Source organism: Pseudarthrobacter sp. MOO14 (assembly GCF_058267675.1).
In genome coordinates, this window is sequence record NZ_CM177849.1 from 2,733,660 (window position 1) to 2,747,042 (window position 13,383).

At 66.8% G+C, this 13,383-nt stretch carries 13 protein-coding genes and 1 tRNA gene; 8 read left to right on the forward strand and 6 right to left on the reverse strand.

Features of this window, described 5'->3' with window-relative positions:
• Positions 1–6 precede the first annotated feature (6 nt).
• On the reverse strand, positions 7–1,380 hold the full coding sequence (radA, locus tag AC4EEV_RS12765; protein ID WP_018763197.1) for a DNA repair protein RadA: 1,374 nt from the start codon (positions 1,378–1,380) through the stop codon (positions 7–9).
• A 126-nt stretch (positions 1,381–1,506) separates the two neighbouring features.
• Positions 1,507–2,634: an FUSC family protein gene (locus AC4EEV_RS12770; RefSeq protein ID WP_285318697.1), complete on the reverse strand. Its 1,128-nt coding sequence runs from the start codon at positions 2,632–2,634 to the stop codon at positions 1,507–1,509.
• Positions 2,635–2,885: 251 nt separating this feature from the next.
• Here AC4EEV_RS12770 and pstS point away from each other — a divergent pair, with 251 nt between their 5' ends.
• The 5 genes from pstS (at position 2,886) to AC4EEV_RS12795 (ending at position 7,508) form a co-directional block, all read left to right on the forward strand.
• A complete protein-coding gene (pstS, locus tag AC4EEV_RS12775) occupies positions 2,886–4,007 on the forward strand; it encodes a phosphate ABC transporter substrate-binding protein PstS (RefSeq protein ID WP_018763199.1) in 1,122 nt (373 codons plus the stop codon).
• Between the two features lie 103 nt (positions 4,008–4,110).
• Positions 4,111–5,043 carry a phosphate ABC transporter permease subunit PstC gene (pstC, locus tag AC4EEV_RS12780; protein ID WP_018763200.1) on the forward strand — a complete coding sequence of 311 codons (933 nt, stop codon included), beginning with the start codon at positions 4,111–4,113 and terminating at the stop codon, positions 5,041–5,043.
• A complete protein-coding gene (pstA, locus tag AC4EEV_RS12785; protein WP_491329117.1) occupies positions 5,044–6,156 on the forward strand; it encodes a phosphate ABC transporter permease PstA in 1,113 nt (370 codons plus the stop codon).
• A gap of 79 nt (positions 6,157–6,235) precedes the next feature.
• A complete protein-coding gene (gene pstB, locus AC4EEV_RS12790; RefSeq protein WP_018763202.1) occupies positions 6,236–7,015 on the forward strand; it encodes a phosphate ABC transporter ATP-binding protein PstB in 780 nt (259 codons plus the stop codon).
• A gap of 94 nt (positions 7,016–7,109) precedes the next feature.
• Entirely contained in the window at positions 7,110–7,508 is a 399-nt protein-coding gene (locus AC4EEV_RS12795) for a hypothetical protein (protein ID WP_491329118.1), read from the forward strand.
• 25 nt (positions 7,509–7,533) lie between these two features.
• On the opposite strand, the gene AC4EEV_RS12800 is transcribed toward AC4EEV_RS12795, so the two are convergent.
• From AC4EEV_RS12800 to AC4EEV_RS12810, 3 genes are all read right to left on the reverse strand, one after another.
• Positions 7,534–8,544 carry an inorganic phosphate transporter gene (locus AC4EEV_RS12800; RefSeq protein ID WP_109044037.1) on the reverse strand — a complete coding sequence of 337 codons (1,011 nt, stop codon included), beginning with the start codon at positions 8,542–8,544 and terminating at the stop codon, positions 7,534–7,536.
• Between the two features lies 1 nt (position 8,545).
• A complete protein-coding gene (locus AC4EEV_RS12805; protein ID WP_026264994.1) occupies positions 8,546–9,163 on the reverse strand; it encodes a DUF47 domain-containing protein in 618 nt (205 codons plus the stop codon).
• A gap of 303 nt (positions 9,164–9,466) precedes the next feature.
• Entirely contained in the window at positions 9,467–10,126 is a 660-nt protein-coding gene (locus tag AC4EEV_RS12810) for a hypothetical protein (RefSeq protein WP_018763206.1), read from the reverse strand.
• 208 nt (positions 10,127–10,334) lie between these two features.
• Here AC4EEV_RS12810 and AC4EEV_RS12815 point away from each other — a divergent pair.
• A tRNA-Lys gene (locus AC4EEV_RS12815) sits at positions 10,335–10,407 on the forward strand.
• 319 nt (positions 10,408–10,726) lie between these two features.
• Here the strand turns inward: AC4EEV_RS12815 and AC4EEV_RS12820 are convergent.
• The gene (locus AC4EEV_RS12820) at positions 10,727–11,068 is read right to left on the reverse strand and encodes a YciI family protein (RefSeq protein ID WP_491329119.1); all 342 of its coding nucleotides are present in this window, start codon (positions 11,066–11,068) and stop codon (positions 10,727–10,729) included.
• Positions 11,069–11,200: 132 nt separating this feature from the next.
• Here AC4EEV_RS12820 and AC4EEV_RS12825 point away from each other — a divergent pair, with 132 nt between their 5' ends.
• Positions 11,201–12,214: a LacI family DNA-binding transcriptional regulator gene (locus AC4EEV_RS12825; RefSeq protein ID WP_491329120.1), complete on the forward strand. Its 1,014-nt coding sequence runs from the start codon at positions 11,201–11,203 to the stop codon at positions 12,212–12,214.
• Positions 12,215–12,332: 118 nt separating this feature from the next.
• On the forward strand, positions 12,333–13,169 hold the full coding sequence (locus AC4EEV_RS12830) for a DUF4397 domain-containing protein (protein WP_491329121.1): 837 nt from the start codon (positions 12,333–12,335) through the stop codon (positions 13,167–13,169).
• Positions 13,170–13,383: the final 214 nt, after the last annotated feature.

Here is a 13,383-nt window from a genome sequence, read left to right on the forward strand (position 1 = left end):
ATGCGGTCACCCGATCAAAAGGCTCAGCGCCTCCGTCAGGTGTTCCACTTCCCGCACTGAGAAACCGGCGGGCACGGGACCGGGCCCCGTGTGGCTGGCGGGGACCACAGCGTGCGTGAATCCCAACCGGTGGGCCTCCTGGATGCGCTGGTTGATCCCCGGTACCGGACGGACTTCGCCGGCCAGCCCCACCTCGCCAAAAGCAATCAGCCGGATGGGCAGCGGTTTGCGGGCCTTCGCCGATGCTACTGCGAGGGCCACGGCGAGGTCCGTGGCCGGTTCGCTGAGCTTGACGCCGCCAACGGTGGCGACGTAGGAATCGTCCTTGTGCAGCATGGTTCCCGCTCGCTGCTGCAGTACCGCCAGCAGCATTGACACCCGTGAACTGTCCAGGCCGCTGGTGGCCCGGCGCGGCTGCGCGTTGGGACTTTCGGCCAGGAGTGATTGAACCTCGGCGAGCAGGGGACGGCGCCCCTCCATGGTGACCGTGATGCAAGTGCCCGAAACAGGGTCCTTGGTGCGGCTGACGAACAGCCCGCTGGGATCGGCGAGGCCCTCGATTCCGTTTTCGTTGAGGTCGAAGCAGCCCACGTCATCGGTGGGTCCGTAGCGGTTCTTCACGGCGCGCAGCATCCGCAGCCGGGAGTGCCGCTCGCCCTCGAACTGGCACACTACATCCACCAGGTGTTCCAGGAGCCGCGGCCCGGCGATCGAACCGTCTTTGGTGACATGCCCCACCAGCAAAGTGGTCATGTTCCGCCGCTTGGCCGCGGCAATGATCGATGCCGCCACCTCGCGCACCTGGGAAACGCCGCCGGCACTGCCATCAACGTCCGCACTGCTGAGGGTCTGCACGGAGTCCACGATCAGCAGCCGCGGTTCAATTTGTTCCACCTGGCCCAGTGCCTGGCCCAAGTCTGTCTCCGCGGACAAGTAGAGGGACTCCGCGACGGCGTCGATCCGCTCCGCGCGCAGCTTCACCTGGGCTGCCGACTCCTCCCCGGTGACGTAGAGGACGTCCTGGGCTGTCCGGGCGAACTTGGCCGCCACGTCCAGGAGCAGCGTCGACTTGCCCACGCCGGGTTCACCCGCCAGCAGGATCACCGCGCCGGGAACCAGCCCGCCGCCCAGGACGCGGTCCAGCTCGTCCACGCCGGTGGGCAGGAACGCCGCCGTAGTGGCGTCAACATCCGCGATACGACGCGCCGGTTCCAGCACCGTTGTGGCGGCCGTGGTCCGGGCCACCGCGGTGCCCGTTTCCTCGACGGTGCCCCACGCCTGGCACTCGCCGCAGCGGCCCACCCATTTGGCGGTGGTCCAGCCGCATTCGGCGCATTTATAGGCGGGCGCCTTTGATGCCCGGGAAGTCTTTGTTGCCATGGGTTCAACCCTAGCGGCGGCCACTGACATCAGCGTCGACGCGGCCTTCGTCCCCACGCGCTCCCGGACCTCGCAAGCCCGGCCGGGGAACCCTGCGGCCATGGGCCCAGGCTTAGCCGCCGGTTCTTACAGCGCGGGCAGGATGTCCCGTGCCTCGGCCGCGTCCATGCCTGTTGCTTCAAGCAGGTCCACCATGAGGGGGCGGAACAGCATGACCACCGTTTCGCCCTCCAGCCGCTGGACCTCCAACAGCTTCGGGTGCAGCCGCAGCGCTATCTCACTGAGGTCGCGCCGGGCCGTGCGCAGGTGGGCGCGCCGGACGCCGTCGTGCGTTTCCGCCAGGCCCAGCGAGAGCTCATCAATGGCGGCAGCCGTCTCCTGGAGCACCCCGGCAATGCTGTCTGTTGCCTCGTCCGAGAGGGCGGTGTGGTTGATGGCGCTGGTCAGCCGCCGCGCGAAGACGCGGCTGTTCCGCAGCGCCAGGTCGATGAAGTCCAGCGACTGCTTCAGCCGTTCCAGCTCGTCGCGGTGCCGCCGGTAGGCCGGCGCCAGCGTGGCCACTTCCCCTGACGCCCGAAGGGACTGCCGCATGGCATCCACCAGGGGCTGGCAGTTCCTGCCGCGGATCAGCGCGTGCCACGCCTGCGTGGAATCGCTGTTCGCCAGCGCACCTGCGCATTCACGCAGGACCTCGGCCAGTTCATGCAGCAGTTTCTGGACGTCGCGGCGTGGCTCACGGCGGGGGTCCTTGGGCACCAGGATGGTTACCAGCAGCGCGCACAGGCCCCCCACCACGGCGTCGATACTCCGGGTGAACGGGCCCCCGGACGGTGCCGGCAGCAGCACCACCAGCAGCGACTGGAGTGCCAACTGGGTGGTGAAGATGTTTCCGCTGTCCAGGAACCGGGCCAGCAGGATGGAGAAGAGAAGCACGACGGCGGCCACCCAGATTTCGCCGCCCAGCCAGTGCAGGAGCAGGTCGCCCACGGCGATGCCGATGGTGCAGCCCAGGCCCACCTCCATCACCCTGCGCAGCCGCGGCTCCCGGGAAAACCCGAGCGCGATCAGCGAGGACGTGGCGGCGAACAGGGGCCCGGAATGGCCCAGGACGTACTCCGCGAAAGCGTAGGCGCCGACGGCGCAGATGGTCATCTGGATGGCTGGGACGAAGGAGTTGCGGCTGCGGATCAGCCCGGTCCGGATGCGGGTGCGCAGGAACCGCCGGCCTGCTGAGAGTCCTGCTGGGATGGCCATGCGGTCAAGTCTATTCAGTGCCCGTCCACTGCCGGGCACGGCTCCACTACGGCTGCGGATGTGATCTGCGCAATGGTGACCCGGCATTTGTCAGCCAATATCCCGCCGTCGTTAATCATCCGTTCACTTTGGACAGCCCATCCCGTTACCTGCGGCCCATAACTTTCTTGAAGGTACACAACGTACGCATCGCGCAGCAGGGTTCTCCGTCCCTGTCCCGCACCTGAATAACCCTGGAAGGGGTACATCTAGTGAAGGCACTTCGCTTCGGCCGCCACGCGGCTATCGCTGTTATCGCTGCGGGCGCACTCGCGCTGTCCGCCTGCGGTTCAGACAACGCCACGGGCACCGCGCCTGCAGGCAACCAGGCTTCGTCCGGCACCAAGGTCACCGGCACGCTGACCGGCATCGGTTCCTCTGCGCAGGGTGCGGCCATGGACGCATGGAAGACGAACTTCGCCTCCGCCAACTCCGGCGCGAGCGTGCAGTACTCCCCGGACGGTTCCGGTGCCGGCCGCAAGGCAATCCTCGACGGCTCGGCCCAGTTCGCCGGTTCGGATGCCTACCTGAAGGATGACGAATACGCCTCCTCCAAGTCCGTGTGCGGCCCCGACGGCGCCATCAACGTCCCCGTCTACATCTCCCCGATCGCCGTGGCCTTCAACGTTCCCGGTGTCACCGACCTGAAGCTGGACGCCACCACCGTCGCCAAGATCTTCCGCGGCCAGATCGCCAAGTGGAACGACCCCGCGATCGCTGCCCTCAACGCGGGCGTCTCGCTGCCCGACCTCAAGGTCACCCCGGTGAACCGCTCGGACGACTCCGGCACCACCCAGAACTTCACGGACTACCTGTCCGCCGCAGCCTCCGACGTCTGGACGGACAAGGCCGCCGGTGTCTGGCCCGCCAGCCTCCAGGGCGAGAACGCCAAGGGCACCTCCGGCGTGGTCAAGACCGTGACGGACACCCCCGGCGCCGTGACCTACGCCGACGACTCCGCCGTGAGCGGCAAGCTGGGCGTTGCACAGATCAAGGTGGGCGATTCCTTCACCAAGATCTCCGCCGATGCCGCCGCCAAGGCAGTGGACGCCGGCAAGCCCGTTGACGGCCGCGCCGCCAACGACCTCTCCATCAAGCTGGACCGCAAGACCACCATCGCCGGCGCCTACCCGATCGTCCTGGTGTCCTTCCACGTCCTGTGCACCACGTACGACAAGCAGGAGACCGTTGACCTGGTCAAGGCTTTCGAGCACTACGTAGTTTCCGCTGAGGGCCAGAAGGCCGCCGCGGACTCGGCCAAGTCCGCTCCGCTGTCCTCCGACCTCGCAGCCAAGGCCGCCAAGGCCATCGACTCGATCAAGGTCAAGTCCTAACCATCGCCGCAAAACCGGGTTCCCCGCCTGCCGGAAGGCAGTGCGGGGAACTTGGCTTTGCACCCTGCTTCCTTAATCCAGCAACGAATCGAAGGGCCGTCGAATGACCGCCACCTCCCTGACCAGTTCACAGGGCGCCGGACGCACCGGGGACAAAGTCTTCTCCGGGGCCGCACTGGCCGCCGGCTGCCTGATCCTCGCCGTCCTCTTCGGCGTCGCACTCTTCCTGGTGGTCCAGGCAATTCCCGCGCTGACCGCTCCCGCCGACAAGATCCAGGGCGGACAGGGCTTCTTCGCCTACATCTGGCCCATTGTCATTGGGACCCTGATCGCCGCCGTCATCGCGCTGGTGATCGCCACCCCGGTGGCCATCGGAGTAGCCCTCTTCATCTCGCACTTTGCGCCGCGCCGGCTCGCCTCCGGACTCGGTTACGTCGTGGACCTGCTCGCCGCCATCCCCTCCGTGGTCTATGGCGCCTGGGGCGCGGCGTTCCTGGCCAAGCAGATCTCTCCCGCCTACGGATGGCTCGCGGAGAACATGGGCTGGCTTCCCATCTTCCAGGGCCCCGCCTCCACCACCGGCAAGACCATCCTCACTGCGGGCATCGTCCTGTCTGTCATGGTCCTGCCCATCATCACCTCGCTGTCCCGGGAGATTTTCCTGCAGACCCCCAAGCTGCACGAGGAGGCGGCACTGGCGCTCGGTGCCACCCGCTGGGAAATGATCAAGATGGCCGTGCTGCCCTTCGCCCGCCCGGGCATCATCAGCGCAATCATGCTGGGTCTGGGCCGCGCACTGGGCGAAACCATGGCCGTTGCCCTGGTCCTGTCCTCCGGCGCCCTGACCGCCAGCCTGATCCAGTCCGGCAACCAGACCATCGCGGCCGAGATCGCCCTGAACTTCCCGGAAGCCAGCGGCATCAAGGTCAGCACCCTGATCGCCGCCGGCCTGGTCCTGTTCGTCATCACCCTGGCCGTGAACATGATCGCCCGCTGGGTCATCACCCGGCACAAAGAATTCTCGGGAGCCAACTAAATGACCTCCACGCTTACCCCGGTCCGCAGCAAGCGGTCCGCGCTCACCAAGGGCCAGCTGCCCAAATACGCCCCCTACGCCGTCCTTGCCGCGGCGTTGATCGTCGGCGCAGCCATCCTTGCCCTGATCGGCTTCAATGCGTTCGTGTGGGGAGTGGTCTCGGCCTTGCTCTTCGCCATCGGCCTGGTGTCCTGGAGCGCAGCGGTGGAAGGTTCCCGCAGGGCCAAGGACAAGCTGGCCACCTGCCTGGTGGTTGGCTCATTCCTGGTGGCCCTCCTGCCGCTCGTTTCGGTGATCTGGACGGTGCTGGTGAACGGCATTCCGGGACTCCTGGATCCCGGCTTCCTCACCACCTCCATGAACGGCGTCACGGGCGCGTTCGACAACAAGGCCGTGGAGGGTGGTGGCCCGGTCATGGGCGGCATCTACCACGCGATCCTGGGCACCGTACAGATCACCCTGCTGGCCACCGTCATCTCCGTACCCGTGGGGCTGCTGACGGCCATCTACCTGGTGGAGTATGGCCACGACGGCCGCCTGGCCAAGGCCATCACGTTCTTCGTGGACGTCATGACCGGCATCCCCTCCATCGTGGCCGGCCTCTTTGCCGCCGCATTCTTCTTCGTGGTGGTGGGCCCGGGGACCAAGACCGGTGCCGTGGCCGCCGTCGCCCTTTCTGTCCTGATGATCCCCGTGGTGGTCCGCTCGAGCGAGGAAATGCTCAAGATTGTCCCCAACGAACTGCGCGAGGCCGCCTACGCCCTGGGCGTGCGCAAGTGGCGGACCATCCTCAAGGTGGTCATCCCGACGGCGATTTCCGGCATCGCGTCCGGCGTCACCCTGGCGATCGCCCGGGTCATCGGCGAGACGGCACCCATCCTGGTCACCGCGGGCTTTGCCACGAGCATCAACTCCAATGTATTCGGCGGGTGGATGGCATCACTGCCCACGTTCATCTACACCCAGATCCTGAACCCCACCTCGCCATCGAACCCGGATCCGTCCTCGCAGCGGGCCTGGGGCGCGGCACTGGTGCTGATCATCCTGGTCATGGTCCTGAACCTGGCGGCCCGCCTGATTGCCAGGATCTTCGCCCCCAAGACCGGCCGGTAACCAGGCCGCCGGCCCGGCCTTCCGTCCCACCGTGGCGGATCCTAGACTTCAACCCATACCCAGTAAGTGAAGGAACACCATGTCTAAGCGCATCGACGTCAAGGACCTGAACGTGTATTACGGCGATTTCCTCGCCGTGGAGGACGTCAGCATCAACATCGAGGCCAAGTCCGTCACCGCGTTCATCGGCCCCTCCGGCTGTGGCAAGTCCACGTTCCTGCGGACCTTGAACCGCATGCACGAGGTCATCCCCGGCGCCCGCGTGGAAGGCGAGGTGCTGCTGGACGGCGACAACCTCTATGGCCCCGGCGTGGACCCTGTGACGGTCCGTTCGCAGATTGGAATGGTTTTCCAGCGGCCCAACCCGTTCCCCACCATGTCCATCCGCGACAACGTTCTGGCCGGCGTCAAGCTGAACAACAAGAAGATCTCCAAGGGCGAGGCCGATGTCCTGGTGGAGCGCTCGCTCAAAGGCGCCAACCTCTGGAACGAGGTCAAGGACAGGCTCGAAAAGCCTGGCTCCGGCCTCTCCGGCGGCCAGCAGCAGCGCCTCTGCATCGCCCGCGCCATCGCCGTGGAGCCGCAGGTGATCCTGATGGACGAGCCCTGCTCCGCCCTGGACCCGATTTCCACCCTGGCCATTGAAGACCTCATCAATGAGCTCAAGGACCAGTACACAGTGGTGATCGTGACCCACAACATGCAGCAGGCCGCCCGCGTCTCCGATAAGACGGCCTTCTTCAACATTGCCGGCACGGGCAAGCCGGGCAAGCTGATCGAGTACGGTGACACCCACACCATCTTCAGCAACCCGGTGCAGAAGGCCACCGAAGACTACGTCTCGGGACGCTTCGGGTAGGCAGCTGCTCCGTGGTGGCGAACTCCGACAGCATTTAGTACGCTGAACTAGATACTTTTGAAACTAGTAGTAAGCCAGCTTTAGGAGTTTTGCCATGACGCAGACGGCCAGCAACCCCGGCCCCCAGCTTACGGTTTCCATACCCGCTGCGGGCGCACCGGCGAAGCCCGCCGTGCACGTGCAGGACTTTGACGCGGCTGCCGGACTCGCCGCCACCCTTGGGGGTGGGCCGCTCGTCCCGCAAATCGACCCGGAGGCAATAGCGGCGGCCGGGGATGCGGAGGATGTGCTCACGGAGGTGTGGCGGACCAGTTCCTACCTCGAGGGCAAGCAGTGGGAGTTGGACAGCGCCCTCGAAGCGCTGCGCCAGGCGGTCCGGAAGGCTTCTTCTGCGGGTGTCGCCCGGGATGAACTTTGCACGGCGGCGAACCTGTCTGCCGAAGAGCTGGCCGCGATCCTGCTGGGCCCCGACGCAGCACCCGCTGCCATCTAGGGCCACGCACTTCTTCGGTTCCCGGCTACCTGGCCAGCGGTGACAGCGCCAGCGCCAGCACGAAGGCCAAGGCGCAGGTGGCTACCGGCGTCAGGACCCAGAGCCAGATGATCCTGATGACCAGCTTCCGGTTGGTCACGGAGAAGTGCTGGTTCTCGCCCGCGCCCAGGGTGCCCGCCGTGACGGTGTGGGTGGTGGACAGCGGCCAGTGCAACCCGATGGCACCCACGAAGAGCATCAGCGCGCTGAAGGTCTGCGCCACGGAGCCGCGCAGGGGATCGATCCGGGTGATCTTGTAGCCGATGGTGTACGAGATCCGCCATCCTCCGAACAACGTCCCGGCTGTCATCATCACCGCCGACAGCAAAGCCACCCAGATGGGGATCCCGCCGTCGGCGTACCCTGCCGCAAGCAGGGCCAGCAACAGCACGGCACTGACCCGCTGCCCGTCCTGCAGGCCGTGGCCGAAAGCCACCGCGCCGGCGGCAATCGCCTGCGCCCTCCGGAACCGCTGGTTCACCACGTTGGGTTGGGTGTAGCGCGCTCCCCAGGTGGCCGGATAGACCAGCAGGAAGGATCCGCTGTAGGCCACGAGCGGGGAAAGCACCAGCGGGAGGACCACCTGGAACAGCAGCGACTGGTCCACGCCGGCCACCCCAGGGCCTCCCACCGCAAGGCTGGCCAGTCCCGCCCCTGCGAGTCCCCCCACCAGGGCATGGGTGGAGGAGGCGGGGATGCCGCGGCGCCACATCAGCAGGCCCCAGGCGCAGGCGCTGGCCAGGCCGGCCACCAGGATAGCGAGGCCGCCCGGGCCGGCCGGGAGATTGATCCAGGTCCGGCTGGCTGCAACGGCAAGCATCGCGCTCAGCAGGGCGCCCACGAAGTTGAAGAACGCAGCCAGGAGCACGGCCACGCTGGGCGTGAGTGCGCGGTTCCGCACGGCGAGGGCAACCGAGGTGGAGGCATCACGGAAGCCGTTCAGGAAGGCAAACGCTGCGGCCAGCAGGACCACCCCAGCAAAGATGGCTGCGGCCACGTCAGGATTCCTTGACGATGATGCTGCCTACCTGGGTGGCCACCCGCCGCATGTCCTTGGTGACCTCCACCAGCTGGTTGGCGATGTCCCGGTTGCGCGAGTACTGCGCCCACTTCATGTCGGCGATCATGTCGGCAACCCACACCCGGTGGGTGCGTTCGGCGCGTTTTGCAAGGCGCAGGATCTCGATCCAGTAATCCTCGAGGTCGTCCAGGTCATTGAGCCGGCGCATGGCATCAACCGTCAGCTCCGCCTGCCGGCTGATGATCTCCAGCTGGTCGGCCGCCCGCTTGGGCAGGCGGTCCAGCTTGTACAGGGCCACCAGTTCCGCGGCCGCGTCCATCTTCTCCATGGCCTCGTTGAGGTAGCGGGACAGGGCGTACATGTCCTCGCGGGGGAGGGGGTTCACGAAGCTGGAGCGCATGTGCGTCAGCAGCGCGAAATGCAGCTCGGCGGACTTGGCCTCGAGGTTGTGCATGTGATCTACGAGCTTGCCGTGTTCGTCCGCGGGTACGCCAAGGATTTCGGCCAGGGTTGCGCTGGCCAGCACGATCTGTTGTGCCATCTGCGATAGGAGGTTCAGCCCTGCGGGCTCCTGGGGAAAAAGGCGCAGCTTCACGTGTTTACCGGTCTCCGGGGACTGTTCAAGGCGGGCGTTGCTGCCGTGTGACTTGACGCCGACGCGCAACTGTCGCCTACTCTACCGGCCCGAAAGAGTGTGCCTTGAATTGGCTGCCGGGACGAGGGCAGAAAAATGGTGCCGAACCGGATACGCCTCTCGGCGGTAGGCCGCTCTAGGCGGCTAATTGTTGAAGCCCGGGGGTTTCGCGGCTCGGCACCGGCTTCAGTCTTCTACTTCGCCCCGCCCAAGTCAATCTTGACAGCCGGCCGTTGGGGGGTGCGGAAAATATCAGGGCGGCGCCTAATCGAGTTCGCCCAGGCGCCACGCGTTGGCGGCGTGTTCCAGGTCTTCGGCGGTCTTGACCAGCTGGTGCGAGTTGCGGGTCAGCTTGCTGGCGTGGGCCTCATTGGCGTGCTCGGCGCCGTCCGCGAGCGTGGCCTGGCCGAGGGCCACCACCCGGCAGAAAGCTGCCGAGCGTTCCAGCGCGACGTCGAAATCGCCGTCGAACGCGCCTGAGAGGATGGCGTCCGCCATGGTGCGCATTTCATCAGCGCCCGGCGGCTCGGCGGCACCGGCCACCACGTTGGACACCTGTGCCGTGTCCCGGCCGGCCCGGAAGTAGACAGATATCCGCTCGGGGTCACGGACGGTGGCGGCACGGAGCGCGTAGAGCCGCCAGAGCGCACCGGGCAGGGAGCGGGCCGGGCTTTCGGCCCACATCTCGGCAATGGCATCCAGGCCTTGCTCGTCGGCGAGCTTCACCAGGCGTTCGGTAATGACGGGATCGTCGCTGTCCCGGCCATGGCGGACCAGCGCCTGCGCGGCAAGGTGGGCGGCCTCCGAGACGCGGGCGGGATCGGCGCCGCCGGCGAACGGCTCGAAATCCATCGGGGCGAACGGCTTTGGTTTGTGGTGCCGGTTGCTGCCGCCGTAGGGGCTGGTTCCTGCTTGCTCGCTCATGCCCCCACGCTACTCCTGTGCCGCAGCGGAAATCGAGCGTCTTCGCGTTCGCCCGGTCCCCGCAGAAAGTGCCTTTGGTCCCGGACAAGCGCACGACGGCGGCTCCCGGACCAGGTGCGAAAGACGCCGGAACCATGGGTTAGAGTATTAACGTCCAGAAATGGATTGGGCCGGGCGGAACGACACAGCGTGTCTGACCGACCGGCAGGGGCCTTTAGCTCAGTTGGTAGAGCATCGGACTTTTAATCCGTGGGTCGTGGGTTCGAGCCCCACAGGGCCCACCCGCAGAAGGTTTTGAAGGTCCGCCGTGAGGCGGGCCTTTTCCTTTTAAGCCTGGGATTCAGGCTCGCACGACTATCCCGTTGCGCGGTATCCCGCCACGGAACGAGATGGGAACGCCGGAAGCCTGGCCGGGGTCCTTCCCGCAACCGCCCGGCCTGGGTGGCGGCGTGAAGTCGATGGCGCAGCTGGTGCCAAATCGCGGTGTCCCGTGGCTGGGGACGCGGTTTGCGGGGGAGTTCTGCACCAGCCATGAGCCGCTGAACGGATACTCCAGCTCCACCGCTGCTCCAGGGCCCCAGTGCCTGCCGTGTTCGGCGTTCAGCTGGCGGGATCGTATTGGAAGGCCCGCACTTCCTGGGCGCAGCGGCAGGCGGTGGCGATCTTGGAGGCCCAGTGGAGGGCGGCGTCGTACGTGGGCAACTCCAGTATTGTGTAGCCGCCCTCGATCTGCGCTGTCTGGGGGTAGGTGCCCTCGCGCACTGCTCCGTCGCCGCTGACCATCACGGGAGGGACGCTCTCGTCGATGCCCCCGCCCAACACCCAGACAGCGGCTTCCTTTGCCTCCTGGACCACCGCATGGGCCGCGTCGGCAACTTCCTGCAGCCCGCCGTCGGGGATGTCCATGACGCCACTGGGGAACGAGATCAGGTACTTGGTCATTGGGCAGGCTCCTTCTTTGCAGGCGCGGATCACCTTCATCCTTCCCACCACCAGGGGGCCGCGCAAGGATTTGTTCCCACCGCTGGCGCTGCAAAACAGGCTGCCGCCGCGGCCGAAAGGCACAATAGGCACATGGCAAATACCAGCAAGGGCCGGATGCCGCGCCTGGAAGACGTGGCCAGGGTAGCCGGCGTCTCCCACCAGACCGTTTCCCGGGTGGTGAACAACCACCCCAACGTCAGCAAGGCGACGCGGGAAAAGGTGGAGGCGGCCATTGCCGAACTGGGGTACCGGCGCAATACCGCTGCCCGGAGCCTGGTCACCCGGCGCTCGCAGACCATCGGCGTGCTGGCCAGCGAACTCTCGCAGTACGGCCCTGCCAATACCCTCCTGGGCGTCGAGCAGGCAGCACGCAACGCCGGCTACTTCGTCAGTATCGCCGCGCTGCGGGAAGTCAGCAGGGACGCCATATCCAACGCGGTGGGCCATTTCATGGACCAGGCGGTGGACGGGATCGCCGTGCTGGTGCCGCATTCGGACACCCTGGCCGTGCTGGAACAGATGAACCTTCCCGTGCCCGTGGTGGCTGTGGGCTCCGCCGGCAGTGCCTCGGTGAGCGGCGCGATGGTGGACCAGCGCGCGGGAGCCAGGCTCGCCGTCGAACATCTCATCAAGGAAGGCCACCGGCAGATCGGGCACATCGCGGGCCCGCCGGACTGGACTGACGGCGCCGAGCGTGCGGAGGGCTGGCGCGCCGCGCTCCGGGCGGCCGGGCTGGAGGAGTCCCTGCTGGTGGAAGGGGACTGGAGCGCAGGCAGCGGCTACGCGATCGGCCGCAAGCTGGCGTCCGGGCGCACCGCGACGGCCATCTTCGTGGGCAACGACCAGATGGCTTTGGGCCTGCTGCGCGCCTTCACGGAAGCGGGGATCAAAGTGCCCGACGACGTCTCCGTGGTGGGCTTCGACGACCAGCCGGAAGCGGGGTACTTCACGCCGCCGCTGACCACCGTCCGGCAGGACTTCGAGGAACTCGGACGGCGCTGCATGGACATCATGCTCAAGGAAATCGAGTCCGGCGCCGCTGTCAGTTCAACTGTGGTCCCGCCCGAGCTCGTGGTGCGGGCCAGCACCGCCGCCCCCGCGTAGGCGGGGAGCGCGCAGAACCAAAAAAACTCCATGAATCTGCATCCAAATCCGGGGTTGGGCCGGTAGTAGGAGTGTCAGCAGAAAATGCCCGCCAGCCGGGCCGTTCAAGGAGATGGACATGCGCAAAACATTCTTCGCCGCAGGCGCCGGTGCAGCAGCCATTGCAGCCGCAATCGCTCTGGCCGGTCCCGCCCAGGCAGCCGACGGGGACGCCCAGCTTTCCGTGCTGCACGGGGTCCCCGGACTGACCGTTGACGTCTGGGTCAACGGAAACCGTACCCTTGATGACTTCACCCCGGGAACCCTTGCCGGGCCGCTCGCGCTTCCGGCCGGCAGCTACGAAATTGCGATCACCGCGGCGGATGCCGCCGACGCGTCCGCACCCGCCATTGGTCCCGTAAGCGTCAACCTTGCGGCCAACGGGAACTACACTGCCGCGGCCCACCTGGGTGCGGATGGCAAGCCGACAGCCAGCCTCTTCACCAATGATGTGTCCCAGATCCCGGCCGGAAAAGGCAAACTGACAGTCAGGCATGCCGCCGCTGCCCCAGCCGTCGATGTGCTGGCCGGCGCCACCCCCGTGATCACCAACTTGGCCAACCCGAACGAGAAGACACTCACCCTCGACCCGGGCACCGTCCCAGCCGCAGTGGCCGCCACGGGCTCCACCACTCCGGTGATAGGCCCGGCGGACGTGGCGGTGGCCGAGGGAACACACACCATCGTTTATGCCTGGGGGAGCCTGGCTGACCAGAACCTGAAACTTGCCGTGCAAACCATCGAGGGCCTGCATTCGGCGCCGGGCTCGGTGCCGGGTGCGCTTAACGGTTCGGCGAGTTCCGGCGGAGCGGGTACTGCCGTAGCCACGGCCGGATTCGGACTGGCAGCACTGGCCCTCCTCGCGGGCGCGGTAGGCGCGGCCCGCACGGTCCGTGCCCGGAGGGCGGGCCAGTAGCCTCGCGGAATCCGCGAAGGACGTAAGCGCAAGGGGCCCGGCCCGTCAAAGGACGGGCCCCTTGGGCTGGTCCTGCCAAGGTCAACAAGCACCGTGGAGGGGAGGCGTTAGGAATGACGGCAAGCTCGACGACGGCACCGGACTGCCGCCGGCGCCATGCGGCAGGTGGCGGGGCCGCCGCGCTGGTGGCTGCCGCGCTGGTTCTGTCCGGCTG